This is a genomic window from Candidatus Zixiibacteriota bacterium (genome assembly GCA_034439475.1).
Lineage (GTDB): Bacteria > Zixibacteria > MSB-5A5 > GN15 > FEB-12 > JAWXAN01.
In genome coordinates this window covers 25,083-43,675 of record JAWXAN010000031.1, presented here as the reverse complement: position 1 = coordinate 43,675, position 18,593 = coordinate 25,083, and the positions used below count along the sequence as shown (strand labels likewise).

General features: G+C 48.2%; 17 protein-coding genes. All 17 read left to right on the top strand.

Annotated elements, in window-relative coordinates:
- Nucleotides 1-88 precede the first annotated feature (88 nt).
- The 17 genes from SGI97_03935 to pnp all read left to right on the top strand — a co-directional run bounded on the left by SGI97_03935 (nucleotide 89) and on the right by pnp (nucleotide 18,578).
- Nucleotides 89-580 (top strand): hypothetical protein, encoded by a 492-nt coding sequence (locus tag SGI97_03935; GenBank protein MDZ4723042.1) that lies wholly within the window; start codon nucleotides 89-91, stop codon nucleotides 578-580.
- Between the two features lie 22 nt (nucleotides 581-602).
- Complete coding sequence (coaE, locus tag SGI97_03930) at nucleotides 603-1,196, top strand: dephospho-CoA kinase (protein ID MDZ4723041.1); 594 nt, start codon at nucleotides 603-605, stop codon at nucleotides 1,194-1,196.
- 51 nt (nucleotides 1,197-1,247) lie between these two features.
- Nucleotides 1,248-2,435 carry a pyridoxal phosphate-dependent aminotransferase gene (locus SGI97_03925; GenBank protein MDZ4723040.1) on the top strand — a complete coding sequence of 396 codons (1,188 nt, stop codon included), beginning with the start codon at nucleotides 1,248-1,250 and terminating at the stop codon, nucleotides 2,433-2,435.
- A 132-nt stretch (nucleotides 2,436-2,567) separates the two neighbouring features.
- A complete protein-coding gene (locus SGI97_03920; protein MDZ4723039.1) occupies nucleotides 2,568-3,359 on the top strand; it encodes an NlpC/P60 family protein in 792 nt (263 codons plus the stop codon).
- The gene (locus SGI97_03915; GenBank protein MDZ4723038.1) at nucleotides 3,356-4,384 is read left to right on the top strand and encodes an enolase C-terminal domain-like protein; all 1,029 of its coding nucleotides are present in this window, start codon (nucleotides 3,356-3,358) and stop codon (nucleotides 4,382-4,384) included. Before SGI97_03920 ends, SGI97_03915 begins: the two co-directional genes overlap by 4 nt.
- Nucleotides 4,311-6,332 (top strand): N-acetylmuramoyl-L-alanine amidase, encoded by a 2,022-nt coding sequence (locus tag SGI97_03910; protein ID MDZ4723037.1) that lies wholly within the window; start codon nucleotides 4,311-4,313, stop codon nucleotides 6,330-6,332. Before SGI97_03915 ends, SGI97_03910 begins: the two co-directional genes overlap by 74 nt.
- Nucleotides 6,322-6,576, top strand: a complete 255-nt coding sequence (locus SGI97_03905; GenBank protein MDZ4723036.1) for a hypothetical protein — start codon at nucleotides 6,322-6,324, stop codon at nucleotides 6,574-6,576. The genes SGI97_03910 and SGI97_03905 overlap by 11 nt, the downstream gene beginning before the upstream one ends.
- Nucleotides 6,577-6,762: 186 nt before the next feature.
- Nucleotides 6,763-8,481 carry a proline--tRNA ligase gene (locus SGI97_03900; GenBank protein MDZ4723035.1) on the top strand — a complete coding sequence of 573 codons (1,719 nt, stop codon included), beginning with the start codon at nucleotides 6,763-6,765 and terminating at the stop codon, nucleotides 8,479-8,481.
- A 95-nt stretch (nucleotides 8,482-8,576) separates the two neighbouring features.
- Nucleotides 8,577-9,023 carry a ribosome maturation factor RimP gene (gene rimP, locus SGI97_03895; GenBank protein ID MDZ4723034.1) on the top strand — a complete coding sequence of 149 codons (447 nt, stop codon included), beginning with the start codon at nucleotides 8,577-8,579 and terminating at the stop codon, nucleotides 9,021-9,023.
- A 14-nt stretch (nucleotides 9,024-9,037) separates the two neighbouring features.
- Nucleotides 9,038-10,477, top strand: coding sequence for a transcription termination factor NusA (gene nusA / locus SGI97_03890; GenBank protein ID MDZ4723033.1), 1,440 nt, complete (start codon nucleotides 9,038-9,040; stop codon nucleotides 10,475-10,477).
- 63 nt (nucleotides 10,478-10,540) lie between these two features.
- Nucleotides 10,541-12,811, top strand: a complete 2,271-nt coding sequence (infB, locus tag SGI97_03885; GenBank protein MDZ4723032.1) for a translation initiation factor IF-2 — start codon at nucleotides 10,541-10,543, stop codon at nucleotides 12,809-12,811.
- Between the two features lie 156 nt (nucleotides 12,812-12,967).
- Nucleotides 12,968-13,324, top strand: a complete 357-nt coding sequence (rbfA, locus tag SGI97_03880) for a 30S ribosome-binding factor RbfA (GenBank protein MDZ4723031.1) — start codon at nucleotides 12,968-12,970, stop codon at nucleotides 13,322-13,324.
- Nucleotides 13,305-14,321, top strand: coding sequence for a bifunctional oligoribonuclease/PAP phosphatase NrnA (locus SGI97_03875; GenBank protein ID MDZ4723030.1), 1,017 nt, complete (start codon nucleotides 13,305-13,307; stop codon nucleotides 14,319-14,321). Before rbfA ends, SGI97_03875 begins: the two co-directional genes overlap by 20 nt.
- Nucleotides 14,314-15,261, top strand: coding sequence for a tRNA pseudouridine(55) synthase TruB (gene truB, locus SGI97_03870; protein ID MDZ4723029.1), 948 nt, complete (start codon nucleotides 14,314-14,316; stop codon nucleotides 15,259-15,261). The genes SGI97_03875 and truB overlap by 8 nt, the downstream gene beginning before the upstream one ends.
- Nucleotides 15,258-16,211 carry a bifunctional riboflavin kinase/FAD synthetase gene (locus SGI97_03865; GenBank protein ID MDZ4723028.1) on the top strand — a complete coding sequence of 318 codons (954 nt, stop codon included), beginning with the start codon at nucleotides 15,258-15,260 and terminating at the stop codon, nucleotides 16,209-16,211. Before truB ends, SGI97_03865 begins: the two co-directional genes overlap by 4 nt.
- On the top strand, nucleotides 16,202-16,471 hold the full coding sequence (gene rpsO, locus SGI97_03860) for a 30S ribosomal protein S15 (GenBank protein ID MDZ4723027.1): 270 nt from the start codon (nucleotides 16,202-16,204) through the stop codon (nucleotides 16,469-16,471). Before SGI97_03865 ends, rpsO begins: the two co-directional genes overlap by 10 nt.
- A 19-nt stretch (nucleotides 16,472-16,490) precedes the next feature.
- Nucleotides 16,491-18,578, top strand: coding sequence for a polyribonucleotide nucleotidyltransferase (gene pnp / locus SGI97_03855; protein MDZ4723026.1), 2,088 nt, complete (start codon nucleotides 16,491-16,493; stop codon nucleotides 18,576-18,578).
- Nucleotides 18,579-18,593: the final 15 nt, after the last annotated feature.

Here is an 18,593-nt window from a genome sequence, read left to right as displayed (position 1 = left end):
ATATAAAGGTTGTACCATCAAAACGTATAATGACAGCAAACAGTTTCCTTGACCTGAAGCGCACTGAAGTCAATATTGAAGGTATTCTATGGATATTTTTGCTCATGCCCTTTGGACAAATCTTGCCTGCCAAAAAGCAGAAGACTCAACCCGTTATTGGGCAATCGCATATTCAGTAGCGGCGGATATGGCAGCCTTTGCCCCGGCATTAATTCATTCTTTCGCCAAAAAGAAAATATCACAATGGAAGAAAGTTGATCCGTCGTCATTTGAGGAACTAAACCGCTCAATCCCTTGGTGGGTATATCTTCTCTATGATATTACGCACAGCATTCCGCTCTGGAGCCTTGCCTTTGGTTTAGCATGGGCGTTGTTAGGCGAGATGCCCTGGCAGGCTTTCGGCTGGCTTGGGCATATCCTGGTGGATATTCCAACACACTCCAAACGTTTCTTTCCGACACCGTTTTTGTGGCCAATTTCCCGCTTTACTGTCGATGGTATCAGCTGGGGCGTGCCGTGGTTCATGCGCCTCAATTATGGTTTGCTGGCGATCTCATACCTGATTCTGTGGGTGGCTTAATGAATCCCGGAGTTGTTAATAAATGCTAATTGGCCTTACCGGACAGATCGGCGCAGGTAAATCTACTGTGGCAGAAATGTTGACAAAGCGTGGGGCGCATATAATCGAAGCCGACCAGATAGGCCGCGAGGTGGTTGTCTCGTCAAAAACCGTCCTGAACAGGTTGGCGCGTGAATATGGCAAAGACATACTCGATGAATCCGGCATCCTTAACCGGAGCGAGCTTGCAAGACGGGCTTTCGTCGACGATGACACAAAGGCCCTTCTGGACAGCATCGTCCAGCCCTATTTGCTCAAAGAACTGAACCGGAGAGTGGCTGCTGCCAAAGAGAAACATTCATACATAATCATCGATGCCGCGCTTCTGTTGGATTGGGATATAATCAATAAGTGCGACTTTGTAATAGTTGTCGAGGCACCAAGAGAGCAGCGTCTCGCGCAACTGGAAGGACGCGGAATTTCACGATCCGATGCCAAAAAGCGAATGAAGCGACTCCCGACCGTGAGGGAGTTTAACAAAGCCGCTGACTTCATAATTATCAATGATTCGACTAAAGATGCTCTCGGTCGAAAAGTGAGGTCTGTGTGGAAGCAGATAACGGACGAAAAGCATTGACAGACTTCCGATTATTGCTATTTTTGCATTCGAGGACAACATGAAACAAATGTGGAGAAACAGCTGATGCACTATCCTGAACGAGTCGACCTGCTTGAATCCGAAGGCGCATTTGTTGTTCTTGCCAAAGCCAAGAAATTGGAAGCCGAAGGCAAGTCCATTATTCATCTCCAGATTGGCGAACCAGATTTTGACACCCCCCCCAACATCTGCGAGGCCGCAATAAAGGCCATCCGAGATGGCCATACCCATTATGCCCCATCGGGAGGGATACCCGCTGCCCGTAAAGTTGTCGCAGATTATATGAGCCGAACACGGGGAATCGATGTTGGTCCCGAACACTCCATTATTATGCCGGGCTGTAAGCCGGTGATTTTCTGCTCGATGCTTGCTCTTATAAGCCCAGGAGACGAGGTCATCATTCCGGACCCAGGCTATCCGACTTATCGGTCTGTCACCAACTTTCTTGGAGCCAAGCCTGTTACCGTAAAATTGCGTGAAGAGAATAATTTTCGATTCTCACTGAGGGATGTTGAGACAGCGATTACAACTCGAACGCGAATGATAATACTCAATTCTCCGCACAATCCAACCGGCGGTATTTTGACTCATGAAGATCTCGAAGGTGTGTACACGCTTGCAAAAAAACATGACCTCTGGATATTGTCTGATGAAATATACTCCCGAATTATCTATGATGTCGCGTTTCAGTCCGTGGGCTCTGTCCCCGGCGCCTTGGAACGGACGATTATGATTGACGGGATGTCCAAGACCTATGCCATGACCGGATGGCGTCTTGGATTTGGGGTCATGCCCAAAAAGCTGGCCGACTACATGTTTACCATTGCAATAAATAACTTTTCTTCAACAGCGACATTCTCTCAATACGCGCTTATCGAAGCCTTGCAGGGGCCGCAGGTTGCTATCGATAAAATGGTCGAGGAGTTTCGTTCTCGGCGGGATATTATAGTTGATGGCCTGAATTCAATCGAGGGGATAACGTGTCTTCGTCCCGAAGGCGCTTTTTACGTTTTTCCCAATATCACCGGAACCGGTTTGACGTCACAAGAGTTTGCCGATCTGATGTTGGAGCAGGCCGGTGTTGCCGGTCTTGCCGGAACTGCCTTCGGCAGGCACGGCGAGGGGTATATCAGATTGTCTTACGCCAATTCCGCCGAGAATATCCGAAAAGCTGTAGCGTTGCTCAAGCAGGCCCTTGCCGGAGTCCGCAAAGCTTAAACCTTCTGGTTTAACAGCGCCGGCGGATTTACACCGATCTCTCCATCCGCCCCTCATCCCATCAGGTTCTCCATCTTAAACAGCTATTCATTTTTTAATTGATTCATCCGACACAAGCTGTAGGATAGGTGTATGAACAGAGCATTTGTTACAACCAATCTGCTTGACCTATGGGCCGAGCCGAAATACAACAGCGAGCGGGTGTCCCAGCTGTTCTTCGGAGAAGAGCTTGAACTATACGATTCAAAAGACGGTTATGTATTTGTGAAGCAGAATGACGGTTATAGCGGCTGGGCTGACGAACGATTTCTAAAAGCCAGTGAGCAAACCCAAAAAGCTGTTCGGGCTGATAGTGAGAATGTCGTGCAAACGCCGTTCGCCAAGACTTTTGGAACATCAAAAGGAGATGTCATTTCCCCTTTTTCGCTGTTCTACGGAACAAAGTTGCATGGAAAGAATGTAGCTTCACAGCGGAACAAGTTTTCTTTACCCGATGACTCAGCAATTTATTTGTCTCGGTCAAGTACACGTCCGGTAAAACAGAAGAACGATAAAAGTTTGGCTGTGCAGATTGTTAGAGATGCTCGGAAATTTCTTGGCATTCCATATCTCTGGGGCGGCATCACAACTCTTGGTTTTGACTGCTCTGGATTTGTCCAGACGATATATGGTTCTGTGGGAGTGAGATTGCCGCGTGATACAAAAGATCAGATTGGCTCGGGGAAAGAAGTGAGTCGTGACGAAGCCAAAAAGGGGGACCTGCTGTTTTTCAAACGTCATGTCGGAATCGTCATAGACAGAGAAAGCATAATCCATGCGTCAATTGGCGGCGGCGGTGTCAGGATAAACAGCTTGAAATCGGGCATGCCGGAATATCGCGAAGATTTGGACAGAAATTTTCAACAAGCGAGAAGAGTATTATGATACAATTTGACACATTAAAGGTAAGTCTTCCGCTCAAAAAGACCTTCGCGGTATCGGGCGGCTCAGCGGACATTAAAACAAACGTCTTAACCGTCCTTAACAATCGCTATTTTGGCGAAGCTGCTGCATCGGTAAAGTATGGTCCCGGAATAGAAAAGCTTCAAGAAGATGTCAACAAGGGCATCGAACTTCTTGCCAGCCGCAAGAGCCTCGACACCCAGACACTTTTGGACATAAATGAATTTGATATTCACCCCATCGCTCGTTCGGCTCTCATAGCCATGGTGCTCAACTATATTTCCGGCGAAACCCAGCGCTATCCATGGGAAATCCTTTCGCTGAGCACTCCGGTCGGAATAAAAAGCTCCATGACAGTAGCCATTGACAATCCGATTGCGATGATAGAGGCCATCAGAAAGAGCGACTTTCCAATTATCAAAGTGAAAATGGGGGGTGAGGGAGACGCCACACTGCTTCAAGCCTTTCAGACTATCGAAAATAAAGAGATTCGTGTCGATGCTAACGCTGGCTGGAGTTGTGAGCAGGCCGAAGAGATGATATTTTTTCTTTCACGAGCCGGTGTGCGAATCATTGAGCAACCGACATCAGCTGAGTTTGTCAAAGAATGGCCACACCTGAAAGGGAAGTGCGACGTTGAACTGATCATGGATGAAGGACTGAACTCCTTTGAGGACTACCAAAATGCGTTCGAATCGGTCGACGGCATTAATATCAAAATGGAGAAGTCAGGTGGGATACTTGAAGCCGCGCGGATTGCCATCAATGCCCGAAAAGACGGAAAGAAAGTCATGCTTGGATGTATGGTTGAATCTTCGGTCGGTATTGCTCAATCCGTTTACATGTCGTCGCTGGCTGACTATTATGACCTTGATGGACCGCATCTGCTTGAACATGATATAGCCCAAGGAATAAATTACAATCGGGAATCAATTGAAGTCGACAGAGAAATTATCGGCGGCCCGCGCCTTCTTCGGGACGTTGTCGAAAAATATATTAGCGAGTAGTGGTCTTGCGCTTATTCTCGGATTTGGCGTATTGGCTACCATGCCGCCAAAACCGCCTTCGGCAACAATCCGCGTTGTCTACCCAAAACCAAACCAGATCATCACGGCTGTTGATTCGACCTTTATTCTTGGTAGTGTCTCAGTCGATCGAAACAATCTCTCAGATTACAGACTTGACATAAACGGTCACGAAATTCCTATCCATAAGGACGGCGGATTTTTGGCGTTTCTTCCAATAACTCCGGGCGAATTTGTCTTTCATCTAAGTGTATCAAAAAAGTCAAGTGTGGTCGTTGTCCAGGACCCAATTGGCATCGATTCCCTTTTTGTGTTGGTTCCCGAACCGCTGAAGTCAATTCCCGAGGATAGCCTGGCAATCGCCGGCGACTATCGCGCTCCCCTTGGGGATCTCGTGCTGATTGAGGGAGATGTATTGGAAGTTTCATTTCTGGCAACTCCCGGCCACACAGCATGGTTCTCGATTCCCGGGGTAATTGATTCGGTTCCCATGTCCGAGACGGAGCCGCGTCAACAGCCATATTGGGGCGAAGCCGTGTTCGGCGAAGGAAGGATTCCTGACTCGGTATTGATACGAGGAATATACGCAGGTTTTTATACAATTCCTTCTTCCGTAGTTGTCGAGAAATCGCCTATCACATATCACCTTGGCGACAGAACCTCGACTCACGAACAACTGCTTACCGGCGAACTCAAGGAGCCTCCAAAAAGCATGGATTCAGCATCAATGCATCCTGTTCCGATCAGAAAACCACCGCCGTCGATCACTCCGGGGACCCTCGATCCGTTGGTCAGCGCATCGATCTATAAAGTGAGCATCAATCCTCCCGAATATCCGTTCACGATTCGCTTCAATGATTCTGTTCTGGTTTTGCGCCACGCTCCGCAAAAAGGATACTTCTCAATTTTACAGCCCAAGGGAGTTGAAGCACTGGCAGTCGGTGCAGAGGGGGACTGGTATAAGCTTCGGCTGTCTGAAAACCAATTTGCATGGGTAAATAAAATATCGGTTGTGTCCCTGCCCAGCGGCATACGACCGCCCAAGTCTTTTCTGTCCGTCATTAGAAGCCACAGCTATGATGACAGCGTGAAAATAGATTTTGCCTTGAGCGGCAAACATCCCTTTCGAATTACAGAGCTCGACTCGCGGTCAATTCGCATTCAAATATTCGGTGTTACCAGTAACACCGACTGGATACGATATGATTTCGGTGACAGTTTGGTCGAGAGCGCCCAATGGTCACAGCCTGAACCGAATTTGTATCAGCTTGATTTGAACATATCTCAGGACGTATGGGGCTACGATGGCTATTACAATGGAAGCAAGTTTTCATTTGTCCTCCATAAGCCCCCGAAAAACACCAAGTCAATTCGCGGCAAAACAATAATCGTTGATCCGGGACATTCCTCTGACCCGGGTTCGATTGGCCCCACTGGATATACTGAAGCCGATGCAAATCTTGGCATTTCCCTGATACTGGCAAAGATGCTCAAACAAAAAGGGGCTAATGTAATCATGACTCGTTCTGATACCAGCCATGTGGCCCTGGCTGACCGTCCCGCCATCGCAAGAGCGAACAATGCCGATTTGTTTGTCTCCATACACAATAACGCTCTTCCCGACGGCATTAATCCGATAACGAATAACGGCGTCTCGACATATTATTACCATCCGCATTCGATAAACCTTGCCAAAGCAATCCAGACGGAACTGCTTAAAGCGACAAAATCTCCAGATTACGGGCTCTTCTATGGCAACCTCGCGGTGAATCGTCCCACACAGTTTCCGGCTGTGCTGGTCGAATGCGCCTTCATGATTATCCCTGACCAGGAAGCAATGCTTAAGACCGATGACTTTCGCAAAAAAGCAGCCGGTGCTGTAGTGAGAGGGATCGAGACTTTTCTCAAAGAGTTCAATGATGGCAAATGACAAAACAAAGACTAAAGCTGTCCCAATACAACCGTACTGGCTGGTTTATTTGGCTTTGCTTATTGCCGGATTGATTCTCGTGGCCGACGCCGTTGACTATCATCCCATGATGAAGACCACGGCTAAACTTGGAATCGCTCTTCTATATTCCGCGCTTGCCCTCTTTGTCGGTAATGGGCGGTCGGTCGGTTTCGTCGCAACAGGTATTATTTGGGTCGGCGTCTTAGTTACCTGGTGGGTCTGAACCGAGCAAAAACGCGGGATATTTCCTCGTATGAACTCCCTTAGTTTTTAATCAGTCAAATTTTCATTTGATTTATCTTCACATTGTGAGCTATTTTATAAACTTCAATCTAATTCTCATTTTAGCCTGAGGATTGAACGAGCGCACCGGATGCAGCTCGCAACTGTTAAAAGTAAAGGATGTGACATGCGCTGGTCGCACACATATATACCGACTTTAAGAGAGAAACAAACCGACGCCGAGTTGATTTCCCACCAACTGCTTCTTCGCGGCGGCTATATTCGTAAACTCGCCGCAGGAATCTATATTTATCTGCCGCTTATGCAGCGGGTCATCGATAAGTTCAGCTCAATCGTGCGCGAGGAGATGAATAAAGCCGGCGGTTTGGAGATAACAATGTCGGTCCTCTGTCCTGCTGAACTCTGGCAGCGCTCGGGGCGGTACAATTCTATTGGCAAAGAGCAGATGCGTCTGAAAGACCGCCATCAGCATGATATGGTCCTGTGCGGCACACACGAAGAGACTGTTACCGATTTGGTTGCAGGCGAAGTGAAAAGCTACAAGCAGCTTCCGTTAAATCTCTATCAGATACAAGTCAAGTTTCGAGATGAGATTCGTCCGCGCTTTGGCCTCATGCGTGGCAGAGAATTTCTTATGAAAGACGCGTATACCTTCGATGCCGACGATACGTCGTTTAACAAATCGTATCAGAAAATGGTCGATGCCTATTTCTCCATCTTCAAGCGCGCCGGGCTTGATGTACTCAAAGTTGAATCGGACACCGGAGCGATGGGTGGGAAGCTGGCCCATGAGTTCATGCTCCTTGTCGATACAAGTGCGGGTGAAGAAGTCATCATATCATGCCCGACATGCAGCTATGCGGCGAATGTGGAGAAAGCAATGTTTGGCCTATCCCGTCTCGCTGATCAGGATTCAATCCTCAATGAAAAGGAAACCGTTCACACTCCCGGTGCATCGACAATCGAACAAGTCGCGGCATTCCTTAAAGTTCGATCGTCACAGCTTGTGAAGACACTCATTTATATGGCCGATGGCAAACCGATAGCGGCTCTGGTTCGGGGTGACAGGGAACTCAATGAGGTCAAACTAAAAAATGTAGCGGGCGCGATTGAACTTGAAATGGCCAATCCCACTCAGGTTGAACTACATACCGGTTCGCCGGTTGGTTTCTCCGGTCCGGTTGGACTCAAAAATATACCGCTCTATGTTGACCCGATGATAGTCAGGATGAAAAATTTTGTTGTTGGCGCGAACAAGAGTGAGCATCACATTGTCAACGCCAACATCGAGCGTGATTTCGCTGCCACCAAAGTGCAAGACATCTCCAAGGCCAATGCCGGAGATATGTGTCCCAATTGCGGCGGGACATTGACGGTTCGACGAGGGATTGAGGTCGGCAATACCTTCATGCTCGGGACTAAATATTCATCTGCTCTCGAAGCAAAATTCCTTGACGCTGAAGGCAAAGAGCAACCGATGCTCATGGGCTCATACGGAATAGGAATCACTCGGACGCCTCAGGCGGCGCTCGAAAAATACTCTGATGATAAAGGGATAATTTGGCCTAAAAACATTGCACCCTATCTGGTTGAACTTATCCCTCTTAACATAGAAAAGGAGCCTCAAAAAGAGGCCGCTGAGCGGATTTATAAAGATTTGATCGATGCGGGCATTGATGTCCTGCTCGATGACCGAAATGACCGGGCCGGAGTAAAATTAAACGATGCCGATCTTATCGGATTGCCCATCCGAATCGTGATAGGAGATAAGTCGTTGAAAGATGGTCATGTGGAGTTAAAAGCACGAAGTCAGGCGAATGTTACGCTTGTTTTGGTTGAAAATATCGTTCAAGCCGTCAAAAAACTGTCGGATGAGCTCAATTAAGGTATAATTTAGTTGCGTGGTAAGAACTTAAACCCTATTATAACAGGTTCTTGGAGTGGGCCGCGCCCACTCCATTTGTTTTTGGATTGCTGGAGATGTCAGAAAAGTTAAAAGAGAGGATTCAGGTATTGGTTCAACAGCCTTTGGCGGAGCACGGTTGTGAGTTGGCCGATATGTCGTTTTCACAATACCGGAACCATGCCACAGTACGATTGTTTGTGTATTGCGAGGGAGGGGTATCGCTTGAGAAGTGTACCCATGTATCGCGCCTTGTCGGCGATGCCATCGATTCTACTGATCTTTTCGACCAAGGCTACACCCTTGAAGTCTCATCCCCCGGTCTGGATCGGCCATTGACAAACTCTATGGATTTTCGGTACCGGATAGGCGAGACTGTAACGGTTGAATTTGCTGATACCACAAGGAAAGCGATAACCGCCCGTATAATATCCGCCGACGATCTGTCGGTTGGCTTTGAGAATGAGTCAGGCATGATTTCCTGTCAGATATTAGAAATCAGCCGAGCTAAAATAGTTTTTTAATGGAGAGTGATTGAATGGCATTTGATATGCTCGAGGCAATGACACTTATCGCGCGTGAGAAGAACATTGACTTTGATTCTGTCGTCGAGACGCTTGAAAGCAGTTTGCTCGCTGCGGCTAAGAAAAAATATGCGCACTCCGACAACATCTCATTTCGGTTTGATAGAAAAGCCAATGAACTGTTCATGATGGCCACCAAGAAAGTGGTGTCGAGTGTGACTGATCCGAATTTGGAAATTGGATTGAAAGATGCCAAAGAAATAGACAAGGAAGCCGAGGAGGGGGACGAGCTCGATATCTATCTTGATTACGAAGCCGAGTTTGGGCGAAATGCAATCGCTTCGGCCAAGCAGATATTGACTCAGAAAATTCGCGATGCAGAACATGAGAGAATCTACGGAGAATATATTGACAAAGTCGGAACCCTTGTATCCGGAGTTGTTCAGCATATCGAAAAGGGAAATATTATCGTCAATCTCGGACGCGGCGAGGGGTTCATGCCTATTCGCGAGCAAATACCGAGAGAAAAGTTTCGCCAAGGGGATCGTATCCGGGCATATATCCAGGACGTTCAGAAAACGCCGCGCGGCCCACAGATAACCCTCTCTCGTGTGAACAATGAATTTCTCCGCGCGCTTTTTGCGATGGAGGTGCCGGAAATTTACGAAAAGATCATTGAGCTTCGGGCTATTGCCCGCGAACCAGGTGAACGGGCAAAGATCGCGGTGTATTCATCAGATGACCGAATCGATCCGGTTGGCGCCTGCGTGGGCATCAAAGGCGTGCGTGTTCAGGCTATAGTACGCGAGCTTAATAACGAGCGAATTGATATTGTGCCATACTCATCAAATCCTGAGGTATTTGTCACACGGGCCCTCGCGCCTGCGAAAGTTACCTCAATAGAAACCTATGAACTTGAACAGAAGATGACAGTGGTCGTCGAAGACGACAAACTTTCACTTGCTATTGGTCGCAACGGCCAGAATGCCCGACTTGCCTCAAAGCTGACAGGCTGGAAAGTCAACATACTTTCTGAGTCCGAGCATAACGATGTCCGTAAACGCGAAGCTGAAATGCTTATGCCTGTGGGACAGCTTGAAGGAGTCGGCGAAAAGATCCGGGATCGATTGATCGAAGCCGATATCAGCAGCATCCAGCGTCTCGCCGCGACCCCGATTGAAACATTGGTGAAGATTGAAGGTATCGGCCAGAAGACCGCGGAAACTCTGCTTGAGCGCGCCAAGGCAACAATAGAAGAACTTGAAAAGACGCACAAGAAAATTGAAAAGGTCAAAAAGAGCGCGGAGACGCAAACAGCCAAGAGCAAGGGTGATAAAACCCTTGGCGACGATCTCTTTGAAAGTGACGCCGATCTAGAGGCAAAAGAAGACGCGAAAATGGAAGTACCCCCGCCGGCCTCGGATAATGTCGACGACGAACAGAAAAAGAGCTGATGAATAGTAATTTTAGTCTTTCTGACGGTACATCTATTTACAGTATAGAGGAGGTGATGAGCGATGGCTTCAAAACCAAAACGAATTCATGAGCTGGCGAAAGATTATAAAATATCTTCGAATGCCATGGTGACGATTCTGCGAAATTTAAAATTTGAACCAAAATCCCATATGTCATTCGCAACTCCGGAAATGATTGCTGGTGTAAACATAAAATTCGCTCAGGAGCGTCTTGTAGCGAAAAAAGAGATGGAACATAAAATTCAGGCCTCGCGTGTCAGGCCGCCATCACAGCAACAGCAGCATCATCAGCCGCCTCCGCCTACTCAATCATCACAATCTTCTGATAACACGTCGATTGGCGGTATCAAAGTCGCCAAGGTCAACACCGAAGTTACCGGTATCATGCGCAAAATCGAAAAGAAGCAGAAGAAAAAAGACCGTCGTAAGAAGAAAGACCGGCGCGAAGTAGATCAGAGCGAAGTCGCAAAAAGTTTCAAAGCGACAATGGCCACCCTTGGCGTCGCCAAGGGCAAAAAGAGATTCCGACGTGATGGAGAAGAGGGTGGTGTTGAAATTGCTGACGAAAACATAATTGAAGTCAGCGAGTATATGTCGGTCGCCGAACTCGCAAAGTTGATGGATGTGAAGGCAGTCGAAGTTGTCGGGAAACTATTCTCGATGGGCTCCATGGCAACTATCAATCAGCGGCTGGATATGGATACCATCAGCATGGTCGCCTCTGAGTTTGGTTTTCAAACCAAACAACTTGCCGAAATTGGAGAATCCTCGCGCGAAGCCGAGCGGGAAGAAGAGCTTACCGTCCGCGCACCTGTCGTGACGATTATGGGGCACGTCGATCATGGAAAAACTTCGCTACTCGATTACATCCGCAAATCGAATGTTGTCGCGGGCGAAGCCGGCGCAATTACACAGCATATCGGCGCGTATGAAGTTTCTCACGGTGATGAACGAATTGTATTTCTTGATACCCCCGGTCACGAGGCCTTTACCGCGATGCGCGCCAGAGGAACACAGCTGACCGATCTTGTCGTATTAGTTGTAGCCGCAGATGAAGGTGTTCGCCCTCAGACCGTCGAAGCTATTGACCATGCTCGAGCAGGCAGCGTGCCTATTATCGTTGCCTTGAGCAAAATTGATAAGCCGCAAGCCAATGCGGAAAATGTACGACGCCAACTTGCCGAGCTTAATCTTCTCGCTGAAGACTGGGGTGGAAAGACGATCATGGTTGAGATTTCCGCCAAATCGGGTCAGGGTGTAGATAGGCTTCTCGATATGATCCTGCTTCAAGCCGAGCTTATGGAGCTCAAGGCAGACCCATCGATTCGCGCTCAAGGTGCAATTGTCGATGCCAAGCTCGAAAGAGGACGGGGACCAGTTGCGACTGTTCTGATCCAAAGAGGTATTTGCCGAATCGGAGATCCTATCGTTGCCGGTATTTATAGTGGGCGTGTGCGAACAATTGTCAATGACAAAGACCAGTCCCTTCAGGTGGTTGGTCCTTCCACCCCAGTGCAGATAACTGGACTTTCCGGTGTTCCCCAGGCTGGCGATAGCTTCCTGGGTGTTCGCGATGATCAGGAAGCCAAAGAAATCACACTCAAACGAGGCCAGTTGAAGCGCGAATATGAGTTCCGCCGTCCTTCGGCCCCTGTATCACTGGAAAAGGTTTTCGACCGAATTCAGGAAGGGCAAATCAAGGAAGTTAAACTTATTATTAAAGGGGACGTCGATGGTTCGGTCGAAGTCCTTGCCGACACACTCGGAAAGATTTCGACAACTGAAGTTGCCACAAAAATCATTCACCGGGGGGTAGGTGCGATAACTGAATCGGACGTTCTGCTTGCTGCGGCTTCGGATGCCATTATTATCGGATTCCATGTCGCTCCCGACCCTCGCGCCCGCGAAGTTGCCCGACGCGAGAAGGTGGATATTCGCCAGTACAATATCATTTACGAAGCTGAGGACGATGTAAGAAAAGCCCTTGAGGGACTTCTATCTCCGACAGTCTCCGAGCGTTTTGTCGGTATGGCTGAAGTGCGCGACCTCTTTAAAGTGCCGAAAATCGGCGTCATCGCCGGATGCTATGTCAAAGAAGGCCGCATGAACCGCAAAGACCGTGTGCGTCTACTTCGAGATGGTAAAATTATCTATTCCGGTATGGTTGGATCGCTCAGAAGGTTCAAAGATGATGCGCGCGAAGTCAAGGAAGGCTTTGAATGCGGAATAGGGATCGAGAATTATAACGATTTGAAAGTTGGAGATATTATAGAAGCGATAGAGCTTGTCGAGACAGCTCGAACGCTTAGTTGATCTATGTTTCCGCATATTGATACATTGCAAAGCCTTTTCTTCAATATGCCGCGCGTATGTCAGTTGGCAGGTATGGGCGAGCTATCGAGTTTGCCGGATTTAATTCCACATCCTGATCTCACACCGTCTCTTACTCTAAACGGAGGCAATCATATTATGAAACAATTTCAGCGTTCAGACCGCTTAGGTGAACAGATTCGCCGGGATCTTTCAATCTTACTTGAAAACGAGTTGAAAGATTTCGGTTATGGAATGGTCACGATAACTGCTGTCCAGCTTTCCAGAGACCTTCGGCATGCCAAGGTTTCTTATTCGTTTTTGGGAAGCGAAGAGTCGCGTATTTTAATTGATAATTTCTTTTTTCGCGAAGCTCGCAGGCTCCGGGGCCAAATCGGAAAGAATCTGAGCATCCGCCACATTCCCGAACTCCTCTTCAAATTCGATCCTTCGACAGAGGCCGGTTTAAAAATTGAACGGTTATTGAATGAAGTTAATGACAAACGTAAACCCTGAAGCACTCATATCGGAAGCCGTCGCCAAGATCGATGAAATCCATGATCGCATTGCCAGCGCATCGACGGTTTTGGTCGTCTCCCATATTGACCCCGACGGTGACGCGCTTGGGACGCAACTGGCTTGTGGTCATTATCTGACCGAAATTGGCAAGACCGTCGTCATGACGCATGATTCCAATATTCCAGTGAAATATCACTTTTTGCCGGAAATCGAAAAGATAGTTCGGGCCGACACATTGGACAAAACACAACGTTTTGATGTCGCATTAGTTCTTGAATGTCCGGTCATTGACCGAGCCGGGAATAGCGCACACTATCTCGCTCAGTCAGACACTATCATAAATATAGATCACCATCGAGACAATAACCATTACGGCCACATTAATTGGCTGGATGTCTCTGCATCGTCAGTCGGGCAGATGATGTTTGAATATTTTGCGCAGACTGGCTATCGGATTCCGCAATCTGTGGCCGAGCATCTCTATACTGCCGTTTTGACAGATTCCGGCCGTTTTCGCTATGGCACAACTTCGGCACGAACATTTGAAGTTGCCGCTGAACTTGTACGATGCGGTGCGAATCCAAGACATATTTGTGACCAGATATACTATAACACCCCCCAGTCATGGACAAAGCTCCTCGCCGTGGTTCTGCAGAGCCTCGAATTTCATGCCCAGGGAAAGGCATGCTTTCTCAGCCTGACAAAAGAAATGCTCAAAAAAAACGGGGCACAGGAGTCTGAGTCTGACGGCCTTGTGGATTACACACTCTATTCTCAGGGAGTCGAAGCTGGCGCGCTTTTCAAAGAGGTAGACAAATCCCATACCAAGGTGTCTCTGAGAACAAAAGATCATGTCAATGCCTCAATTATAGCTGCAATTTATGGCGGAGGGGGGCATTTCAATGCCGCCGGTTGCCTTCTCCCGAAATCGATAGAAGAAGCAAAATTGGAAATCCTCACTCACCTTCAGGAGCAATTCAGCCCTCATGAGTGAGCAATACGACGGAGTGCTTCTTCTTAATAAGCTGCGTGGAATCTCAAGCCACGATGCGGTGGTGATGGTTCGACGCGCAATAAAACAGAGATCAATCGGTCACACTGGCACATTGGATCCCCTGGCAGAGGGCCTTCTTGTTCTTTGCTTGGGTCGTTCGACCCGTCTGAGCCAATTCATTTCAGACTGCGATAAGTGTTATGAGGCCGAAATAACCTTGGGTATCCGATCAGAAACAGGCGACGCAGAAGGTGTTTCTCCCAATGAAACATCACTGGATATTTCACATATTACACCATACCAAATAAGCGAAGTATTAGGGTCGTTTAGAGGCGAGATCACGCAGCAGGTTCCTCTTTACTCGGCAGTCAGAGTCGACGGGGAACGGCTTTACAAGTCGGCCAGACGGGGCGAAACGGTCGAAAGGCCGTCTCGGCAGGTCTGTATTCACAAGCTTCAGCTTCTGGGACACGAAGAGAATCGTCTTTTTATTTTCGTAAGGTGCTCAAAGGGGACATATATCCGATCGTTGGCAGTGGATATTGGTGAAAAGCTCGGATGTGGCGCATATCTCTCAGGCCTAAAACGCAGTCATGTGGGAATGCTTTCCCTCTCGAAATCGGTGAATCTTTCAGAAATTAGAGCCCTCCATCAGGATAAGTTACTCCAAGGTCGACTTCTGTCTGCAGAAGATGTTCTGCATTTCGGCGCAATTACAATCCATGACACGTTTCTCTCCCGTGTGGCGAACGGCGTGGTGCCTCTGCCCCAGGACATAGCCGAAATAAATTGCGTATTCAGTACCGGCGAACGAATACTGCTTCAGAGCCAGTCCGGAAAGGCTTTGGCTGTGGCCAAAGCCAACTATTCGTCAGAGGACTTGATGCGCCTGCCTGGCACGACAAACGCCATCCTCAGCTACGAGCGGGTGCTATCATGAGCTTGAAAGTCGTCCACGGCTTGAATAATATCGGCAAAAGCAAAAAACATGGCTCGGTTGTGACGATTGGCGTATTTGATGGAGTCCACGGAGGACATCAGGCCATCCTCAACCGGCTTAGGGAATCCGAGCAAAGTGAAGATCTTGAGTCGGTTGTACTGACATTTTTAAATCACCCTTTGGAGCTTCTTGTCCCGGACAAAGCGCCTCGCCTCTTGACTTCTCCAACAGAAAAAGAGAACTTTATGGGTGATTCTGTTTCCGGACGCATGATTGTAATAGAGTTTACCGAAACTGTGAAGAATTTGACACATGAAGATTTTGCTCGGGAGATATTGGTCGCTCAGCTCAAGACCAAACGCCTGATTGTTGGATTCAATCACTTCATTGGAAGGAACAGAGGGGGCACGATTCCGGAGATGCAGAGACTTGGCCGGGAGTTTGGCTTCGAAGTTGAGGTCGTAGAGCCTGTCCTGTTTAGCGGCAAACCTATTTCTTCCTCTCGGATTCGCTCGTCGCTTATGGATGGTCATCTGGAAGACGCTTTGACAATGCTTGGCCATCCCTATGCCATCACCGGCGCCGTCGAGCGAGGAATTGGGATGGGACGAAAGTTGGGATACCCGACGGCAAATGTCCGCTGTCATGATCGGAAACTACTGCCCAAAGAAGGCGTGTATGCATGCAAAGCCCTTGTTGAAGGGGAGGAAAAGCACGGAATGCTCTTTATCGGGCAAAATCATTTAAATCCCGTCTCCGGAGTGACGGTTGAAGCAAATCTTTTTGATTTTGATAAGGACATATATTATTCCATAATTACTGTCTGTCCCATGTATTATATTCGGGAGAGCCGTAAATTCGAGTCCACCGAAGCTCTGATTGCTCAAATTGAATTAGATAAGAAACATGTTTTGGAAATAATAAGTAAAGGAGAAACGACATGCCAGTAACAAAGGAGCGCAAAGCTGCGCTTATGGCAGAACACCGTTTGCACGAGAAAGATACCGGATCACCCGAAGTGCAAATTTCCCTGCTGACTGAACGGATAAATCATTTAACGGGTCACATGCAGGTACATAAGAAGGATTTTCACAGCCGCCATGGGCTGCTCAAGCTGGTCGGTCAAAGACGCCGCCTGCTTGATTATCTTAAGAGCCGCGATATCGAAAGTTATCGCGATATGCTGGTTCAGTTGGGGCTACGTCGCTAAATAGAAAAGGAAGTTGTGAATGGTTCATACTGTAGAATTTGATCTCGGTGGACGCCGCATGATCATCGAAACCGGCCGAATTGCCAAACAGGCAAACGGTGCGGTAACTGTCCGGTACGGAGACTCAATGGTAGTTGCCACTGTCTGCTCCGGAACAGAGCCGAAAGAGGGATTTGACTTTTTCCCTCTTACTGTTGAATACAAAGAAAAATCGTATGCCGCCGGAAAGATTCCGGGCGGGTTCTTCAAACGAGAAGGACGTCCCACCGAAAAGGAAATCCTCTCCTCGCGTATTATCGACCGGCCCATACGGCCGCTCTTTCCTGATGATTTTCTTGGAGAGACACAGTGCATCAGTTATGTCGTTTCTCACGATCAGAAGAATGACACCGATATCCTTGCGCTGATAGGCACCGCCGCAGCAATCGCAGTTTCCGATGTCCCCGCATTGAAAACGATCGCTGGCTGCAGAGTCGGCAAAATCGATGGCGAATTTGTTGTCAATCCGACAATTCAGCAAATGGAAGAGAGCGATATTTCAATCACTATGGCTGGCTCGGCGAACGACATCACGATGGTTGAAGGCGGCGGTCATGAGATATCAGAAGAGGATATCATCAATGCGCTTCTGTTTGGGCATGAGCATATCAAAACCATAGTTGCCAAAATCGATGAGCTTCGTTCAAAAGCCGGCAAGCCGAAATTTACCTACACTCCTGTTGCTACAAATCCTGAGCTGACAGCCAAAGTGACTTCGCTCGTCGGAAATGAGTATGACAACCTCAATAAAATCTCTGATAAGGACACGCGTCGGACGAAAAAGAAAGAGTTCGATAAATCAATTGTTACAAAACTGAAAGATGAGTTCCCCGACATGGGTAGCAAGGCGAAGACAATTCTTCATGATCTTGATTCTCTTTCCATGCGTAATATGATTCTCAAAGACAATGTGAGAATCGACGGTCGCAAGCCCGATGACATTCGTGAGATTAGCTGCGAGACCGGTGTTCTTCCTCGCGCCCACGGCTCTTCGCTTTTCACCCGCGGTCAAACGCAGGCACTTGTTGCTGTGACCTTGGGAACAAAGGTTGACGAGCAACGGCTTGATGAACTCGAGGGTGAATCGACCAAAAGCTACATGCTCCACTACAATTTCCCGCCGTTCAGCACCGGAGAAACCAAACCGCTTCGCGGCACAAGCCGCAGAGAAATCGGCCATGGCGCACTTGCCGAGCGCGCCTTGATTCCTGTGATACCCAGCGAGACGAACTTTCCGTATACGGTTCGCGTTGTCTCGGATATCATGGAATCCAATGGTTCATCCTCCATGGCTACGGTATGCGGCGGCTCGCTCTCAATGATGGATGCGGGTATTCCCATCAAGACTGCGGTTGCCGGTATTGCAATGGGTCTGATCAAAGGTGATGGCAAAGTCGCCATTCTGACCGACATCCTCGGCGATGAGGATCATTTTGGCGATATGGACTTCAAAGTTGCCGGAACGGCTAATGGTGTGACTGCAATCCAGATGGATATTAAAATCGACGGGCTGGATATTGAAACAATGCGAGTTGCGCTCGACAAGGCACGCACGGCGAGACTGAAGATACTTGAAGTCATGAATGCCGCTCTACCGAAACATCGCGATCAACTCTCAGAGTTTGCCCCAAGGATTATCACCGTCAAAATTAATCCTTCCAAGATTGGCGAGTTGATTGGCCCTGGCGGCAAAATCATTCGTGGAATTGTCGAGGAAACGGGCGCGAAAATTGACATCAATGATGACGGCACAGTGCTTATTGCATCAGTCGATGCCGATGCCGGACGCGCGGCTCTTGCCCGTGTGATGGAGATTACCGCCGAAGCTGAAATGGGACGCGTTTACAATGGCACAGTCCGCCGTGTGGCAGATTTCGGCGCCTTTGTGGAGATATTCCCAGGAACAGATGGCTTGGTTCATATTTCAGAGCTGGATGTGAAGCGTGTGGGCAGGGTAGAAGACGTTGTCAAGGTCGGGGATAGAATCGATGTAAAAGTAATAAACATCGACAATGATGGTAAAATCCGACTTTCACGAAGAGCCCTCCTTGTCGAGCAACAGCAATAAAAGTGGGAATCAGAT

Excerpts from the sequence above, each read along its gene's own strand:
- SGI97_03935 (MDZ4723042.1), top strand. The coding sequence starts at position 89 with ATGGATATTTTTGCTCATGCCCTTTGGACAAATCTTGCCTGCCAAAAA.
- coaE (MDZ4723041.1), top strand. The coding sequence starts at position 603 with ATGCTAATTGGCCTTACCGGACAGATCGGCGCAGGTAAATCTACTGTG.
- SGI97_03920 (MDZ4723039.1), top strand. The coding sequence starts at position 2,568 with ATGAACAGAGCATTTGTTACAACCAATCTGCTTGACCTATGGGCCGAG.
- SGI97_03915 (MDZ4723038.1), top strand. The coding sequence starts at position 3,356 with ATGATACAATTTGACACATTAAAGGTAAGTCTTCCGCTCAAAAAGACC.
- SGI97_03905 (MDZ4723036.1), top strand. The coding sequence starts at position 6,322 with ATGGCAAATGACAAAACAAAGACTAAAGCTGTCCCAATACAACCGTAC.
- SGI97_03900 (MDZ4723035.1), top strand. The coding sequence starts at position 6,763 with ATGCGCTGGTCGCACACATATATACCGACTTTAAGAGAGAAACAAACC.
- rimP (MDZ4723034.1), top strand. The coding sequence starts at position 8,577 with ATGTCAGAAAAGTTAAAAGAGAGGATTCAGGTATTGGTTCAACAGCCT.
- nusA (MDZ4723033.1), top strand. The coding sequence starts at position 9,038 with ATGGCATTTGATATGCTCGAGGCAATGACACTTATCGCGCGTGAGAAG.
- infB (MDZ4723032.1), top strand. The coding sequence starts at position 10,541 with ATGGCTTCAAAACCAAAACGAATTCATGAGCTGGCGAAAGATTATAAA.
- rbfA (MDZ4723031.1), top strand. The coding sequence starts at position 12,968 with ATGAAACAATTTCAGCGTTCAGACCGCTTAGGTGAACAGATTCGCCGG.
- SGI97_03875 (MDZ4723030.1), top strand. The coding sequence starts at position 13,305 with ATGACAAACGTAAACCCTGAAGCACTCATATCGGAAGCCGTCGCCAAG.
- truB (MDZ4723029.1), top strand. The coding sequence starts at position 14,314 with ATGAGTGAGCAATACGACGGAGTGCTTCTTCTTAATAAGCTGCGTGGA.
- SGI97_03865 (MDZ4723028.1), top strand. The coding sequence starts at position 15,258 with ATGAGCTTGAAAGTCGTCCACGGCTTGAATAATATCGGCAAAAGCAAA.
- rpsO (MDZ4723027.1), top strand. The coding sequence starts at position 16,202 with ATGCCAGTAACAAAGGAGCGCAAAGCTGCGCTTATGGCAGAACACCGT.
- pnp (MDZ4723026.1), top strand. The coding sequence starts at position 16,491 with ATGGTTCATACTGTAGAATTTGATCTCGGTGGACGCCGCATGATCATC.